At 67.0% G+C, this 15,814-nt stretch carries 11 protein-coding genes; 7 read left to right on the top strand and 4 right to left on the bottom strand.

Annotated elements, in window-relative coordinates; all coding sequences use genetic code 11:
- Nucleotides 1-530: 530 nt before the first annotated feature.
- Together ACK4MH_RS14845 and ACK4MH_RS14850 are read right to left on the bottom strand one after the other, a co-directional pair.
- A complete protein-coding gene (locus tag ACK4MH_RS14845; RefSeq protein ID WP_409719737.1) occupies nt 531-956 on the bottom strand; it encodes a CBS domain-containing protein in 426 nt (141 codons plus the stop codon).
- Nucleotides 957-1,050: 94 nt separating this feature from the next.
- Nucleotides 1,051-1,734 (bottom strand): rhomboid family intramembrane serine protease, encoded by a 684-nt coding sequence (locus ACK4MH_RS14850; protein ID WP_409719739.1) that lies wholly within the window; start codon nt 1,732-1,734, stop codon nt 1,051-1,053.
- A gap of 118 nt (nt 1,735-1,852) precedes the next feature.
- Here ACK4MH_RS14850 and hfaA point away from each other — a divergent pair, with 118 nt between their 5' ends.
- The 3 genes from hfaA to hfaD are packed head-to-tail and all read left to right on the top strand — an operon-like array spanning nt 1,853 to nt 4,492.
- On the top strand, nt 1,853-2,293 hold the full coding sequence (hfaA, locus tag ACK4MH_RS14855) for a holdfast anchoring protein HfaA (protein WP_409719741.1): 441 nt from the start codon (nt 1,853-1,855) through the stop codon (nt 2,291-2,293).
- Entirely contained in the window at nt 2,290-3,306 is a 1,017-nt protein-coding gene (gene hfaB, locus ACK4MH_RS14860) for a holdfast anchoring protein HfaB (RefSeq protein WP_409719743.1), read from the top strand. The genes hfaA and hfaB overlap by 4 nt, the downstream gene beginning before the upstream one ends.
- Nucleotides 3,233-4,492 carry a holdfast anchor protein HfaD gene (gene hfaD, locus ACK4MH_RS14865; protein WP_409719745.1) on the top strand — a complete coding sequence of 420 codons (1,260 nt, stop codon included), beginning with the start codon at nt 3,233-3,235 and terminating at the stop codon, nt 4,490-4,492. Before hfaB ends, hfaD begins: the two co-directional genes overlap by 74 nt.
- Nucleotides 4,493-4,514: 22 nt before the next feature.
- Here hfaD and ACK4MH_RS14870 read toward each other — a convergent pair whose 3' ends face one another.
- Nucleotides 4,515-5,375: an aspartyl protease family protein gene (locus ACK4MH_RS14870; RefSeq protein WP_409719747.1), complete on the bottom strand. Its 861-nt coding sequence runs from the start codon at nt 5,373-5,375 to the stop codon at nt 4,515-4,517.
- Between the two features lie 36 nt (nt 5,376-5,411).
- On the opposite strand from ACK4MH_RS14870, the gene ACK4MH_RS14875 reads away from it, so the two are divergent.
- Nucleotides 5,412-5,951 carry a hypothetical protein gene (locus ACK4MH_RS14875; protein WP_409719749.1) on the top strand — a complete coding sequence of 180 codons (540 nt, stop codon included), beginning with the start codon at nt 5,412-5,414 and terminating at the stop codon, nt 5,949-5,951.
- A 111-nt stretch (nt 5,952-6,062) separates the two neighbouring features.
- The gene (locus ACK4MH_RS14880; protein WP_409719751.1) at nt 6,063-8,966 is read left to right on the top strand and encodes a M16 family metallopeptidase; all 2,904 of its coding nucleotides are present in this window, start codon (nt 6,063-6,065) and stop codon (nt 8,964-8,966) included.
- Nucleotides 8,967-9,095: 129 nt separating this feature from the next.
- Here the strand turns inward: ACK4MH_RS14880 and ACK4MH_RS14885 are convergent, their stop codons facing one another.
- Nucleotides 9,096-9,995: a hypothetical protein gene (locus ACK4MH_RS14885; protein ID WP_409719753.1), complete on the bottom strand. Its 900-nt coding sequence runs from the start codon at nt 9,993-9,995 to the stop codon at nt 9,096-9,098.
- A gap of 282 nt (nt 9,996-10,277) precedes the next feature.
- Between ACK4MH_RS14885 and ileS the strand changes: the two genes are divergently transcribed.
- Nucleotides 10,278-13,187: an isoleucine--tRNA ligase gene (gene ileS, locus ACK4MH_RS14890; protein WP_409719755.1), complete on the top strand. Its 2,910-nt coding sequence runs from the start codon at nt 10,278-10,280 to the stop codon at nt 13,185-13,187.
- A 511-nt stretch (nt 13,188-13,698) separates the two neighbouring features.
- A complete protein-coding gene (locus ACK4MH_RS14895; protein ID WP_409719757.1) occupies nt 13,699-15,765 on the top strand; it encodes a capsular polysaccharide biosynthesis protein in 2,067 nt (688 codons plus the stop codon).
- The last annotated feature ends 49 nt before the right edge of the window (nt 15,766-15,814 follow it).

Below are 15,814 nucleotides of genomic sequence, written 5' to 3' on the forward strand. Positions count from 1 at the left end.
CGACGCATGGTATCTTTTCAAAAAGACCGCAGATAGTCAGTGTCGTATGATGACCTTCTAGGGTCATCGCAAGAACACCGCCGCCTGCGTTTCTCTTTCCAAATCAACAATGTCAAAGACCTAAACCGCCGAAGCGGCCCGACTTGTTTAGCGCCGTGTCGTCGGCGGAGGCGGGGATTTAGAGACCGCCGAACCTCATGTCAACCGCTCTTTTCAGAGATCTTTTGGAGAGAAGGGCGAACCCTTCAGACCGCAAGAAACCACCGGAGGAAAGCGAGGCTTGCCCCTAAAACCCGTCGGCGATTCGATTGGAGCGCGGAACCTAGTGAAACCAACCGATGAAAGCAAGAAGTTTTTCAACCCCTCCTCCCGCGAAACCGTGAGGATCAAGACCCCCGCGGCCCCGTCGGCCGGCCCGTTTCCGAGCGAGGCGGCTCTATACGTAGACCCACTTTTGTCCGCAACCAGATTCTGACAAGACCGCGAAACTTTCTCAAAGAGTCATGATCAGCGAGCATGAACCAACAGCATCAGCCCGCTATGTATGTGCGCAAACTCGCCGCCTCCTGGGCGTGTTCGGCGATCTGGCACTTCACCACATCCCCGATGGAGATGACGCCGACCAACCGTGTGGCTTCCATCACCGGTAGATGTCGGATGCGCCGATCGGTCATGCGGGTCATCAGGGCCGACATCTCTTCGCCCGGCTCGGCGAAGATCACCTTGGCGGTCATATAGTCGGCGACCGGACGATCCAGAGCCTTGGCGCCGTCGGCGGCCAGCGCCTTGACCACGTCCCGTTCGGAAAACACCCCGACGACGCGATCGCCGTCACAGACAACCAGCGCCCCGACCCGTTTCTGCTCCAGCTCTGCGCACGCCTGCGTCACCGTCAGGTCGGGCGTGATGGAGAAGACGGCGTTTCCCTTGGTCTTGAGGATTTCGGCGACGAACATCGCGGCTCCTTCTCTCTATAGAAGAGACGACCGCAGGGCCGGAATGGCGACAGGGCCGCTCGGGAACCGATGATTGCTCAGCACACGCCAGGAATCAAACGCCGCCGATGGATTTCGGCGCGACGCCCTTGCCGAACAGCCGGCCCAGCGGCCCGATGGCCAGGAAGCCGACGACGAAGCCGACGGCGTGGGCTTCCCAGGCGATGCGCGCGCCTTCCGCGCCGGGCGCATAGCCGATCAGGCCGGTCACCGCATTGACGGCCATCCAGGCGATGGCCGCGCCGATCACATGGCGATCGGTCATCGTCAGCACCCTGCCCTGCCCTCCAAGCAGCCGCGTCGCCGCCCCGATCAGGCCGAACACCGCGCCCGACGCCCCGACCATAGGCTCGGCCGATCCCCAATGGATCAGCCCATAGCCCAGCGCGGCCAGCACGCCGCAGCCTATATAGAAGAGCAGGAAGACCGTCGGCCCCATCTTGCCCCCGAACAGTCGCGCCACCGGCGTTCCGAACGCCAGCGCCGCGACCGCATTCATGATGGCGTGGGTCCAGCCGCCGTGCAGCAGCATGGCCGTCAGCAGTCCGCCCCAGCGTCCCTGCTCCAGATCGGCAGGCGCAAAGGCCATGCTCATGCCCATGTCGGGCAGATCGCGCTGGAAGAAGAACAGCGTCGGCATCGACAGCACGATCAGCAGCACGACCAGCGGCACGTTGAACGCGGGTTCTTTGACGGGCTGGCTGTTCTGCGAGTCGAATCGACCGGGTGTGTCTGACATGGCGTCACAAATGCTCAGTGACCTGCGTCACATCAAGCGCTTCTTAATAACCTTAATGCAGGTTGGGGTGCGGATCACGCTCGTGGTTCGGCGTACGTTTGCGCGAGGAACCACCAGAATGCCCGCCAAGAGGCTGTTTACATCCACCGCCGTCGTGGCCGTCGTCGCCGCAGCGAGCCTGCCGGCCGCCGCCCAGTCGACGGGTTCCGGCAGCGCGTCGCGCTTTCAGCAGGGCTATGGCGGCGCGCGTTCAGCAGCCAGCACGGCGACCACCGGCTATACCCGCGACGCCAACGGCAATCGCCTGATCGTCAACGGCATCATCCAGTCGGGCGCCTCGTCCTATTCCAGCCAGTCGGGCGGCGTCGCCTCGGCCTATGCCGGCGCAGGTTCGTCCAGCAACGGCGGCACGACCATCGGCGGCTCCACCGCCATCGGCAACCAACTGAACGTGGTCGTCCAGGGCAGCCGCAACACCGTCATCGTCAACTCGACCCAGACCAATACCGGCGCGATCAACGCCGGCACGGCCCTGAACGGGAACATCAACCTGCCATGAGCCGTCGCCATCTCATTAAAGGGGGAGCCGCCGTTTCGGCCGTCGCCCTGCTGCTCGCCGGCTGCGTCAGTCCGGTCGCCGGTCCGTCGGGTCAATATGCGACCCCGATCGGCAATGCGCCGGTGACCGCCAACCCGACCCCCTATTCCGCCGCACTCTATTGCCTTGCCGACTACGCCCGTCGCTACAACCTGCCCTCGCCGCGCATGGCCGTGGGCCGGATCAGCGACTACACCGGCACGGTCTCTTCGGACGGCGGGCGCCAGATCACCGGCGGCGCCTCCCTGATGGCCAACTCGGCCCTGGCCAAGGCCGGCGCCCGCATCGTTGAACGCTACGACACTTCGGTGTCCGAGCTGGAACTGCGCTACGCCAACAACAAGCTGATCGGCGACCAGGCTCCCGAAGCCCAAGGCCCCGAGGACACCCAGTATCGCCGCATCCTGGCGGGCCAGGTGCCCGGCTCGGACTTCTATGTCGTCGGCGGCATCACCGAGGTGAACTACAACATCCGCTCCGGCGGCTTCGACATCGCCGGCGGCGAGGTCGACAGCAACCGCCCGGGTTCGGGCATCGTCAACCACCGCGTCTATGTGATGAACATCGCCATGGACCTGCGCCTGGTCCAGACGACCACGCTCGAAGTCGTCGATGTGGTCTCCTATCAGAAGCAGATCATCGGCCGCGAGATTTCGGCCGGCGTGTTCGACTTCCTGAACGGCAATGTCTTCGACATCTCCGCCGGCACGGGCGGGATGGAGCCGACGCAGCTGGCCGTCCGCGCCCTGGTCGAACGGGCCACGGTCGAGTTCATGGCCAATCTCTACGGCGCGCCCGGCCCCGAAATCTGCCTCAACGCCGCCAACGATCCGCTCGGCGATTCCGCCGTCGGTCCGACCGGCGGATATTATCCGGCCTATCCCACTCAGGACACCAACAATGGCCAGACACGCGCCGATCCGTCTCGCTGGCATGATGGCCGCGACGGCGACGTTCGTCGCACTCGCCACTGAAGCGAGCGCGCAACAGACGCCGGTCTGCGATCCGCAGGCCGGCGACGCCTGTTCCAGCACCCAGACCCAGTCCGGCGACGTCACCGGCCTGGTGGACATCGACCTGTCCGTCGATCAGGTGACCGTCAGCACCAGCGCCCAGGGCAATTCGCTCGCGGGCGGGGTGACGGCCGCCTCCGCCGGTCTGGTCTCGCGCCAGACGATGACCGGCTCCGCCGTGGCGACCAGCAACGTCGTCGTGAACGGCGAGGCTGACGGCCAGCTCAGCGTCTCGACCACCGCGCGTGGCAACTATCTGGGCGTGACCACCAACGGCGCGACCTTCGCCGTCGATGCGACCCAGTCCGCGACCGGCGATCAGGTCCGGGCCGGAACCTATGTCCAGGCGCCGGGCGGCCGTGTGCTCCAGGGCGGCTTCGCGACCAGCGCCGCCGTCGCCAACACCGTCGCCATGGGCGGCCCCTCCTCCTCCCTGACCGGCGTGATCGACCAGACGGCCCAGACCACCGTCTTCGCCGAGACCGTCGCTGACGTTCAGTACATCCCCGCGCCCGCGACCTTCTCGTCCCAGGCCGTCGCCAATGCGGTTCAGACCAATACGACCGGCGCCTCGCACCAGGACCTGGCCATCCGTCAGTCCAACGGCCCCTCGACGACCGAGGCTCGCACCGACGTCTATGTGGACAACGCCTGGGACCTGACGGTCGGCGCCAATGCCGGCGCCAACCAGGCGATCACGGCGAACGCCGGCGGCTCGATGCTGATCGCGACGGACCAGACCAACGCCGGCCGCGTCCGCGCCGACGCCCGCGTTCAGACCAACCTTCAGGGCCAGACCGTGCTGGCCGCCCGCAGCGTCGCCAACGAGACCGTCGCCGGCAACAACGACATCTATCTGAAGCTGGACAACACCCAGCTGAACTCCGGCGGTGTCGAGGCCAACGCCACCTACGTCGGCGTCAACGGCTATGACGCCTATGTCGGCGCCGACGCGGTCGGCAATGCGGTGACCGGCTACGCCTGTTCCCAGTGCGGCGGCGACGTCAACATCACCAACAATCAGACCAACAGCGGCAATGTCACCGCCACGACCAGCGCCACGGTCGGTTCCGGCCGCACCGCCGTCGTCGGCGCCAACGCCGTCGGCAACACCGCCACCTTCTACATCAGCCGCCCCGGCGGCTGACGCCTTTTGGTAGGCTGTCGGGCTAGTTGGCGGCAGAACCACCGATGATCCAGGTCTTTAGCTGGACAGGATCGAACATCAGCTTCAACTGCCGCAACACCGGCATGCCGATATTCGGACGGCCGCCTTCCATGAAACGCACCTTGGGCCGATGGATGACGAGGCCGCCGACGGTGACATCTTCGGTCAGACGCGCCTCAAAGACGTCCTGCACCCCGGCTGCGGATTTGGCGTGACCGATAAGGACCGGCTCCGCCTCCAGCGGCAGGTCCTTGACCAGGCTGAGAGGCAACAGGAAATCGCTGGTGTTTCCGGTGTCCAGGATGGCGGCGATCGACTGACCCTCAAGTTCGATGTTGAGCGACGGCAAGGCCGCGCCGCCCTCTCCCAGATAGGGAATCCCCTCCCCCGCCTCCGGCGCTTCCTCGGGGGCGTAAATCATCAGCCGGCTCTGTCCGAGATCCATAAGAACGTACTGCCCCGGAAAGCTGTTGGGACCGATGATGGCGACTTCGTTGGGATGATTGAACGCCATGGCGGTCGCGCGGGCATCCAGGATCGGCGCTCCGCCCAAGCTGGCGTTCGCGATGAAGGTCTCGAAGCCCGGCACCGGCCTGCCCGTACTGCCGTCGATCGACCGCGACGCGCCCTTGTTTTCCAGCCCGAACCGCTCGGCGACAACCATGTCGATCACGTTGCCGTTCGTCCCGGTGTCGAAGACGGCCGGGATCGGCGGGTGATCTCCGATCGTCAGCATGATCAGAACCCGGTCGTTGGACTGGAAAAGGTTGATAATGGTGGGAGGCTCCGCCTGCGCCCACGCACAAATCGGCGCGGAAAAGACACTGGCGGCGAGAGCCAAGCCTGAAAGCAGATGACGCATGACGATCCTTTCAATAATTGGTACGATTAGGACCAATTGTCGATTGACGGTCAAATGACAAAACCTCCATCTGTCCTGACAGAACTCGAGGGCGCGGTGCTTTCAGAGATTCACCACCGCCACCACGACACCGCGTTCCAGGTGCGTCGCGCCTTTCAGACCTCGCCATCCATCGAATGGAGCGGGAGCGCTGGGGCGGTCTATCCCGCCATCCGTCGTTTGGCTGACGCCGCATTGATCTGGACGACGCCGATCCCCACAGGTCGCAAGGGCACCCGCCTGTCGCTGTCGCCGCAAGGCCTCGCGGCCTTGGAAGCCTGGATTTGCGACCCCGTGCGAGCGACGAACGTCGGCGTCGATCCTTTCAGGCTGCGCGCCGGCCTGTGGGCGACCCTTGATCCGACGGTTCGCGCCGAAGCTCTACGCCGCCTTCAGCAAGCGGTGGACGAGGAACTGGAACGGCTGATCGCTTCTCTAAATGATCTCGATGAGGTGGAACGCGCTCGCACCGAATGGTCGATCGATCTTCAGAAGATGCGGAGGCGGTGGCTTATGCAACAGCGACCGGGCGGCTGATCCAAACATGACAAGTCGGTAAGGTTCGTCGGTCCAGCTTGCTGAAAAGGCAAGCTCACTTTACACGATCCGGGATCGCGCCATCGGGGGATGCGGTTTCGGAGTGATACCATGCGTTCTGCGCGTCATCTGCTGCTCGTCGCCGTCTCGGGACTGGCCCTTACCACCGGGGCGTTCGCCGCCCCCGCTCTCGCCCAGACCGCAGCGCCCGCCGCCGCCTCGGCAGGCCAGGTCGCACCGTCCGCCCCCTGGGCCCAGGCCGCCAGCGACATTCCAGCCGATCCCGCCGTCCGTTACGGCCTGCTGCCCAACGGCATGCGCTACGCCCTGCTGCACAATGCGACGCCTCCGGGCCAGGCCTCCTTCCGCCTGCGCATCGACGCCGGTTCGTTGATGGAGCGTGACGACCAGAAGGGCCTGGCCCACTTCATGGAGCACATGGCCTTCAACGGCACCAAGGAGGTGCCCGAGAACGAGATGCTGCGCATCCTGGAGCGCCTGGGCCTGGCCTTCGGCGCCGACACCAACGCCTTCACCAGCTTCGACCAGACCGCCTATATGCTGGAGCTGCCGAACACCAAGGACGAGACGGTCGACCCCAGCCTGCACATCCTGCGCGAGATGATGTCGGCGGCCCTGATGGCGCCGGACGCCATCGACGCCGAGCGCGGCGTCATCGTCGGCGAGGAACGCACCCGTGACACGCCGCAGCTACGCGTGCTGAAGACCCAGCTGGGTCTGCTGGCGCCCGGCCAGCGCCTGTCCGAACGCCTGCCGATCGGCGACCTCGACATCATCCGCAACGCCCCGCGCCAACGGTTCGTCGACTTCTACGACGCCTATTATCGCCCCTCGCGCGCCACCTTCATCGCCGTGGGCGACTTCGACGTGGACGCCATGGAGGCCAAGGTCCGCGCGGCCTTCGCCGACTGGAAACCCACCGCCGCCGACGGCCCGGAACCCGATCTCGGAACCGTCGCCGCGCGTGAACCCCAGACCAGCATCCTGGTCGAGCCAGGCATCCAGTCCTCGATCCAGCTGAACTGGATCAAGAACCCCGGCCTGGAACCCGACACGGTCGCCGAACGCGCCGCCGACATCCGTCGCGGCCTAGGCCTGGCCGTGCTGAACCGTCGCCTGGGCGAGATCGCCCGCGCCGACAACCCGCCCTTCATCGGCGCCGGCGCCGGCTATCAGTCGCTGTTCGACAGCCTGGACGCCGGCACCCTGGCGGTCGCCTTCAATCCGGGCGGCTGGCAGCGCGCCCTTGAAACCGTCGAACAGGAAAGCCGTCGTCTAGCCGAATACGGCGTGACCGACGCCGAGCTTCAGCGCGAGATCGTCAACACCCGCACCGCCCTTCAGAACGCCGTAGCCTCGGCCGCGACCCGTTCGACCCCCGCCCTGGCCACCGGCCTGCTCGGCGCCGTCAACGACGATCAGGTGTTCAGCGCGCCCCAGACCAATCTCGACATCTTCGACAAGGCCGTCGAGGGTCTCACGGTCGATCAAGTCAACCAGGCGACCAAGGCCGTGTTCGAGGGTCAGGGCCCGCTGGTGCTGTTCAGCTCGCCCGTCCCGGTCGAGGGCGGCGAAGCGGCCGTCACCGCCGCGCTGGAAGCCTCGCGCAACACTCCGATCCAGGCCCGCGCTGTCGAGGCCGAGCTGAAATGGCCCTATGACAACTTCGGCGCCCCCGCCGTCCCAGCCTCGCGCACCGAGGTCGCCGACCTGGGCGCCACCCTGGTCCGCTTCCCGAACGGCACGCTGCTGAACATCAAGAAGACCGACTTCCGCGCCGAACAGATCCTGGTCAGCGCCCGGACCGGCATCGGCGAACTCGGCCTGCCGGCCGATACGCTGTCGCCCCTGTCGATGGCCAGCACAGTCCTGACCCCCGGCGGCCTGGGCAAGCTCAGCCTGGACGAGATCAACCGCGTCCTGAGCGGCCGCACCTACAGCGCCTCGGTCAACCAGGCCGGCGACGCCTATGTCTTCTCGGGCGCGACCAAGCCGGCCGACCTTCAGCTGGAGCTTCAGGTCCTGGCCGCCTATCTGACCGATCCCGGCCTGCGCGCCGCGCCGTTCGAACAGACCAAGGCCATGTTCCCGCAGATCCTGGCCCAGCTGGGCGCCACGCCGCGCGGCGTGTTCCAGCGCGACGCCTCGGGCCTGCTGGCCGGCGGCGATGCGCGTGAGGTGACCCCGACGGCCGAACAGGTCGCCGCGATCCAGATCGACGACGTCCGCAACGGCGTCCGCTCGGCACTGGCCCAGGGTCCGGTCGAGATCACCGTCGTCGGCGACGTGGACATCGACGCCGTCATCGCCGCCGTCGGCTCGACCTTCGGCGCCCTGCCCTCGCGCGGTGCCGAACCGACCCCGCCCGCCGGCTCGACCGAGCGCAAGTTCCCCGCCCCCGTCGCCACGCCGGTCCAGCTGTATCACACAGGCCCGGCCGAACAGGCGCTGGGCTTCGTCGCCTGGCCGACCACCGATCAGATCGCGGACCGCAAGATCGCACGCCAGCTGTCGATCCTGTCGGACGTGCTGCAACTGCGCCTGAACGACGAGATCCGCGAGAAACAGGGTCTGGCCTATTCGCCCAGCGCCGGCTCCAGCGCCTCGGACGTCTATCCCGGCTATGGCTTCATCTCGGTGACGGCGGAAACCCCGCCGGCCGCCCTGCCCAAGCTGTTCGAGACGGTGGACGCCATCGCCGCCGACCTGCGCGACAACCCGGTCAGCGACGATGAGCTGAACCGCGCCCGCCGCCCGGCCGTCGAACGCCTTCGCCGCAGCATGGCCGACAACGGCTACTGGATGACGCAGCTGGCCGAAGCGCAGTCCAACCCGGCCACGCTGGACCAGACGCGCAACCAGGTCGCCACCCTGGAAGCCGTCACCGCCGCCGACCTTCAGACCCTGGCCCGCCAGTATCTGAAGCCCGACGCCGCCTGGCGCGCTACCGTCACGGCCCAGGCCGCTGCAGCTCAGGCCGCCGCGGCTCAATAAGCGCCCAAGAAAAAGGCCCCGGCTCTTGCGAGCCGGGGCCAGTCGTCAGGATCGTCGACGGAGAGCCGACGGTCTTGTTATCTCACGCTCCGCATGATCGGCGGCTGAACGGGCCTGTTCGGGTCCGGTTCAGAACACCCGGCCGCCGACGCCGCCGTCCAGGGTGATGACCCCGGTCAGCACGGTCGCGCTCTCGACCTGTTCCTCGCGGTATTCGGTGTATTCCTCTTCGCGATACATCGTCAGGATCTTCACCCCGGCGCCGTAGCGACGCAGCAGCGACCGCTCGTTGCAGTCGCGCTCGGGCTTCTCGGGACGGCATTCCAGCTTGCCGCCGGGGCCGTACCACAGCGCCTCGTGCTTACGGCAGGTCAGGGTCGTGCCGTGGTCGAAGCTGATGTCGCCGTTGTAATCCGCGATGGTCGCCTGCAGCCAGGTGCCCGACAGGCAGCGATAAAGCTCGCCCTCGAACCCGTCCGCGATCTCGCGATCCGGCCGAACCTGCGAGGCAGGGTGCGGCACCTGGCGGGCGTCGATGCAGACGGCCTGGATGACGACCCGCTTCATCATGCTGCGGAAGGCGGTGTAGGGGGTGCGCACGGTCTGGGCGATCATGCCCTCGACGGCCAGGCCCTGAATCGTGGTCGGATAGGGCTGATCGACGCTGACATAGGCCGCGCCGCCGCCTCCGCCGAAGCTGCCCGAAAACCCGCCGGCCCGTGCATTCACGAACGACCGCGCGCCCGAGTTGGCGTTGGCGCCCGCGTTCGCATTGGCGTTCGCGCCAAGGTTCACGTTCACATTGACGTTGGTGTTGATGTTGCCGTTCCAGTTTCCACCACCGCCGCCGGGACCGCAGTTTCCACCCCCGCCGCAGGGCGGCGGCTCGGGCGGCGGCGGGGGCTCGCACGATGTGCAGGGCGGCGGCTCGCAGCCTCCGTTGCACTGCGCCAAAGCCGCCCCGGCGCCCGCCGAGACAGCGAGACCGGCCGCCAGGCCCAGCATCCATTTCGTGATCCGCAGCCGCATCGGCGGGAACTCCCAAACGTAGATTTCGTGTCGACTGGGCAAGACGCCAGCCGATCCTGCATTCACCAAAACGACAAAAGCCTTTCGTTTCCGTTGATGACGCCTGCGCTTCGGGATGGCGCAATGCCGCATCCGTCTGCTAGACCGCCCGCATAATGACCGTCCGCGTCTCCATTCGCCTGATTTCGATTAGCCGCCCGGCGTAGCGCCTCTGGGCCTTCTGGCCCCGTGCACGCCGGGATCGACACGCGAACGTAACTCTAAAAGACGCTGAGACTTCCTATGGCTGACGCCCCCGAGACTACCGCCCGCGATTACCGCGACACCGTCTTCCTGCCCGAGACGCCTTTCCCCATGCGCGGCGGCCTGCCCCAGAAGGAGCCGGTCATCCTGGAACAGTGGGGCGACCTGTACGGAACCCTGCGCGCCGAGCGGCAGAGGCAAAACGCGCCCCTCTATGTTCTGCACGACGGCCCGCCCTACGCCAACGGCGACATCCATATCGGCCATGCGCTGAACAAGACGCTGAAGGACTTCGTGGTCCGCAGCCGCTTCCTCTTAGGCTACGACGTCGACTACGTCCCCGGCTGGGACTGCCACGGTCTGCCGATCGAGTGGAAGATCGAGGAACAGTTCCGCGCCAAGGGCCGCCGCAAGGACGAGGTATCCAAGGACGAGTTCCGCGCCGCCTGCCGCGAATACGCCGGCAAATACATCGACCTGCAACGCGACCAGTTCAAACGCCTGGGCATCACCGGCGACTTCGCCAACCGCTACGCCACCATGGACTTCACGTCCGAGGCGGCCATCGTCGCAGAGTTCCACAAGTTCAAGAACTCGGGGCAGCTGTATCGTGGCTCCAAGCCCGTCATGTGGTCGCCGGTCGAGCGCACGGCCCTGGCCGACGCCGAGATCGAATACCACGACCATGTGTCGCCCACGATCTGGGTCAAGTTCCCGGTCACGGGCGCGTCGGACGACCATCCCGACGACCTGCTGGCCTTCCGCACCAGCACCCCGTCCATCGTCATCTGGACCACGACGCCCTGGACCATCCCGGCCAACCGGGCCATCAGCTACGGCCCCGAAATCGCCTATGGCCTGTATGAGGTCACAGCCATGGAAGAGGGGCTGGAGTTTGCGCCCTGGGCCAAGCCGGGCGACCGCCTGATCGTCGCCGACAAGCTGGCGGAAGACGTGTTCAAGGCCGCGAAGATCACCGCCTGGACCCGCGTCTACGACATCAATCCGTCGGGCCTGGAATGCGCCCACCCGCTGGCCGCGCTGGACAGCGGTTACGGCTTCTCCGTGCCGCTGCTGGCCGGCGACCATGTCACCGACGACGCCGGCACCGGCTTCGTCCACACCGCGCCGGGCCACGGCGCCGACGACTTCGAGGTGTGGAAGGCCCACGGTCATCACGAGGTGCCGGACACGGTCGATCCGGACGGCGCCTATTATCCCACCGTCCCCCTGTTCGCGGGCCTCAAGGTGTTGGAGACCGAGGGCAAGAAGACCGGCAAGTTCGGTCCCGCCAACGGCGCGGTGATGGAAAAGCTGATCGAGGCCGGCAATCTGCTGGCCCGCGGCCGGCTGGAACACTCCTACCCGCACTCGTGGCGCTCCAAGGCCCCGATCATCTTCAGAAACACGCCCCAGTGGTTCATCCGCATGGACGAGTCCCTGGCCTCGGGCGACAGCCTGCGCGAGACGGCGCTGAAAGCCATCGACGACACCGCCTTCCACCCCGCCGCCGGCCGCAACCGCATCCGCTCGATGGTCGAGGGCCGCCCCGACTGGCTGGTCAGCCGCCAGCGCGCCTGGGGCACGCCCCTGGCCATGTTCATCGATAAACAGACCGGCCAGCCCCTCCATGACGCCGAGGTCGACGCCCGGATCGTCAAGGCCGTGGCCGAGCACGGCGCCGACATCTGGTTCACCGCCCCGGACAGCGACTTCCTGGGCGCGCATGACCCGGCCCGGTATGAAAAGGTCGAGGACATCCTGGACGTCTGGTTCGATTCCGGTTCGACCCACGCCTTCACCCTAGACCCGCGCCTGCCCGAGCATGGCTATAAGGGCGATCGCCCGGCCCACTGGCCCGCCGACCTGTATCTGGAAGGCTCGGACCAGCACCGCGGCTGGTTCCAGTCGTCGCTGCTGGAAGGCTGCGGCACCCGTGGCCGCGCCCCGTTCAAGGCGGTCCTGACCCACGGCTTCACCCTCGACGAGAAGGGGGAGAAGATGTCCAAGTCCAAGGGCAATACGACCGATCCCCTGACCATCATCAAGGAAAGCGGCGCCGACATCCTGCGTCTGTGGGTGTCGCTGGTCGACTATTCCGAGGACCAGCGGATCGGCAAACAGATCCTCCAGACCACGGTCGACGCCTATCGCAAGCTGAGGAACACCCTCCGCTATCTGCTGGGCGCCCTGGCCGACTTCGACGAGGCCGAGCGGCTGCCGCTGGACCAGATGCCGCCGCTGGAAAAGTTCATCCTGCATCGCCTGTATGAACTCGACGCCCATGTGCGCCAGGCCTATGCCGAATATCGGTTCCAGGACGTGGTGCGCCCGGTGCTGGAGTTCTGCTCCAACGACCTGTCGGCCCTGTATTTTGACATCCGCAAGGACGCCCTCTACTGCGACCGGCCCGACAGCCTGCGCCGTCGCGCCGCCCGCACGGTGATGGACGAGGTCTTCATGCGCCTGACCGCCTGGCTGGCCCCGCTGACGCCCTTCACGATGGAAGAAGCCTGGACCACGCGCTTCCCGGATGCGGGGACCAACTGCGCCCGGGTGATCCCGGAGACGCCGGCGGAATGGAACAACCCGGCCGAGGCCGAGCGCTGGGCCGCGATCAACACCGTCCTCGAAGTGGTCAATGAATCGCTGGAAGCGGCCCGGCGCGACAAGCTGATCGGCGGGGCGCTGGACGCCTGGCCGACCGTCACGGCCCCGGCCGGGACCTTCGCCCCGTTCGACGGCCTGGACGCGGCCGAGATCTTCCGCACCTCGGGCGCCGAACTGGTCGAGGGCGACGCCATCTCGGTGACCGTGGCCCTGGCCGACCATCCGAAATGCGCCCGCTCCTGGCGCCGGGTGCCGGACGTCGGCTCCGACCCCGCCTACCCCGACCTCTCGGCCCGCGACGCCGATGCGGTCCGATACTGGGACCAGACGCACGCCTGACCGCGCGTTCACCTCCCCGTCGGCGAAGGCCGACGGGGAGGACAGGCGATCGCGTCAACGAGCGCCAGGTGGGGGCGACTCGGCGCCTGAAGCTGACCCGGTCACCACTACCGTCGGAGTCGCACCCTCCTGGTCGCTACGCGACCTGTCCTCCCCGCGCGTCTTCGCGCGCAGGGAGGTGACGCGGGGCTGACGCTCAGACCCTCCCCGGTTTGCGAGGGAAGTGTCAGGTCGTGACAACGTCTCTCCCAGCCCTCCTAATGACGCTGCCCCAATGCCCGCGTTTCCAACGCCTTATCCATCACCGGCCCCTATCAACCGGGCGCTCGTCAAAACCCTGCTAGGATGGGCGTCGTTGAAACAGCCTGAGGTCGAAGGGATGAGGCGTCGCCGAATTGCACTGTTTCGCCTATTGCACCGGTTTCCACCTGCGCCGTTCAATTTCAGCGCGGCCATTTCAGACTATTCAGACTATTCAGACCCTGTTTTTCGCGTCTGAATCGGACCCGCCTTGACCCCAGCCTCGGACATCGCCGTCAAAACCCCCGCCTGGGTCTGCGCGCCCGGCGTGCTGAAGGTCCCGTTTCTCGACGTCTTCCTGCCTGACTACGAGCTGCGTCGCCTGCCGGGGGACGATGTGCAGGCGGTGCTCGGCTGGGGGATGAAGCCGACGGCGGCGGCGGGGCGGCGTTGGGCGCAGAAGTACGGGCGTCCCTATGTGGCGCTGGAGGACGGCTTCCTGAGATCGGTCGGGATCGGCGAGGCGGGGGCGACCAGCCTGAGCCTTATCGTCGACGATCTGGGCGTCTATTACGATGCGACGCGGCCCAGCCGGTTGGAGCATTTCATCCAGACGGCCGACGACTGGTGCGACCCGGCCATGATCGCCCGCGCGCGCGGTCTGATCGACCGGATCGTCGCCTCGGGCGTGTCCAAGACGAACATGGGCGGGCCGCTGGATCTGGGACTGTTGAAGCCCGGTCGGCGTGTGTTGATCGTGGACCAGACGTTCGGCGACGCCTCCATCGCCCATGGTCTGGCGACGGCCCAGAGTTTCGACGCCATGGTCGCCGCCGCCCGGCGCGACGAACCCGACGCACAGCTGATCGTCAAACGCCACCCGGCGGTGGCGGCGGGGAAAAAGCGCGGCTGCGTTACGGACCTGTCCGGCGTCACCCTGGTGGACGCCGACGTGCGGCCCGCCGACCTGCTGGCGGCGGTGGACGCCGTCTATTGCGTCACCTCCGCGCTTGGGTTCGAGGCCCTGTTGCGGGGCCTGCCGGTGCGGTGTTTCGGGGTGCCCTTCTATTCCGGCTGGGGCCTGACGACCGACGCCGTGGACACCGGCCGTCGCGGCGTCGCCCGCACGGTGGAGCAGGTCGCCGCCGCCGCCCTGATCGCCTACAGCCGCTATGTCGATCCCGTCACCGGCGAACGGTGCGAGGCCGAACAGGCGCTGGAGCGGTTGATCGCCCTGCGTGACCGGGCCGACCGTCTGGCGGGACCCTGGTCGGCCGTCGGCTTCGCCCCGGCCAAACGCCCGCCGGTGCGCCGCCTGCTGAACTCGCCCAAGGCGCGGATGCGCTATTTCATGTCGCCGTCGCGCGCCGCCGCCCACGCCGCCGCCACCAACGGCCGGCTGATCTGGTGGGCGGGCAAGGAGAGCGAGGCCGTGCGCGCCGCCGCCGCAGACTTCGCCGGCCCCACCGTCCGCATGGAGGACGGTTTCATCCGCTCGCGCGGCCTGGGGTCGGACTTCGTCGGCGCCCTGTCGGTCGCCCTGGACGACCAGGGCGTCTATTACGACCCGTCGCGTCCGTCGCGGCTGGAGACCCTGATCGAGACCACCGAGGCCACGCCCGCCCAGCTGGCCCGCGCCGCCGCCCTGCGCACCCGCATCGTCGAGGCGGGCCTGTCGAAATATAATCTGAAGGGCAAGGCGCCGGAGGACTGGCCCAAAGACAGGAGTGCCGATCGCGACATCCTGCTGGTCGTCGGCCAGGTCGAGAACGACAAGTCGATCCTGCTGGGCTGCGAGCCCGATCTGGCCACCAACTCCGCCCTGGTCGAGGCGGCGCGGGCGGATCATCCCGAGGCCTTCCTGGTCTATCGCAACCATCCCGATGTGCTGGCGGGCAACCGTCCGGGGCGGCTGGACGCCTCGGCCATGGCCTCGGTGGACGCCAGCGCGGATGGCCTGGACATCATCGACTGCCTGAACGCCTGTCGACGCGTGGCGACCCTGACTTCGCTGACCGGGTTCGAGGCCCTGATGCGGGGCAAGGCCGTGTCAGTCTATGGCCGGCCCTTCTATGCCGGATGGGGGCTGACCGACGACCGGCTGACGTTCGCGCGCCGCAGCCGCCGGGCGACGGTCGATCACCTGATCCTGGCGGCCCTGATCCACTATCCGATCTATGTCACGCCGTCGGGCTGGCCCTGCGAGGCGGAAGACCTGGTCCAGGCCCTGATCGCGGCGCGCGACCAGCCCACGCCCAAGGCGCCGCGCGGCCAGATCCAGCGATGGGCTGCCGGGATCATCGCCAGTCTCGACCGCAGGCCGCCGCCGTCCTATTGACGCGTTCTGATAGGAAACGGACTGTCCTCAAACAGACCAAGACATCCTC

It is taken from the genome of Brevundimonas sp. (assembly GCF_046295075.1).
Lineage (GTDB): Bacteria > Pseudomonadota > Alphaproteobacteria > Caulobacterales > Caulobacteraceae > Brevundimonas.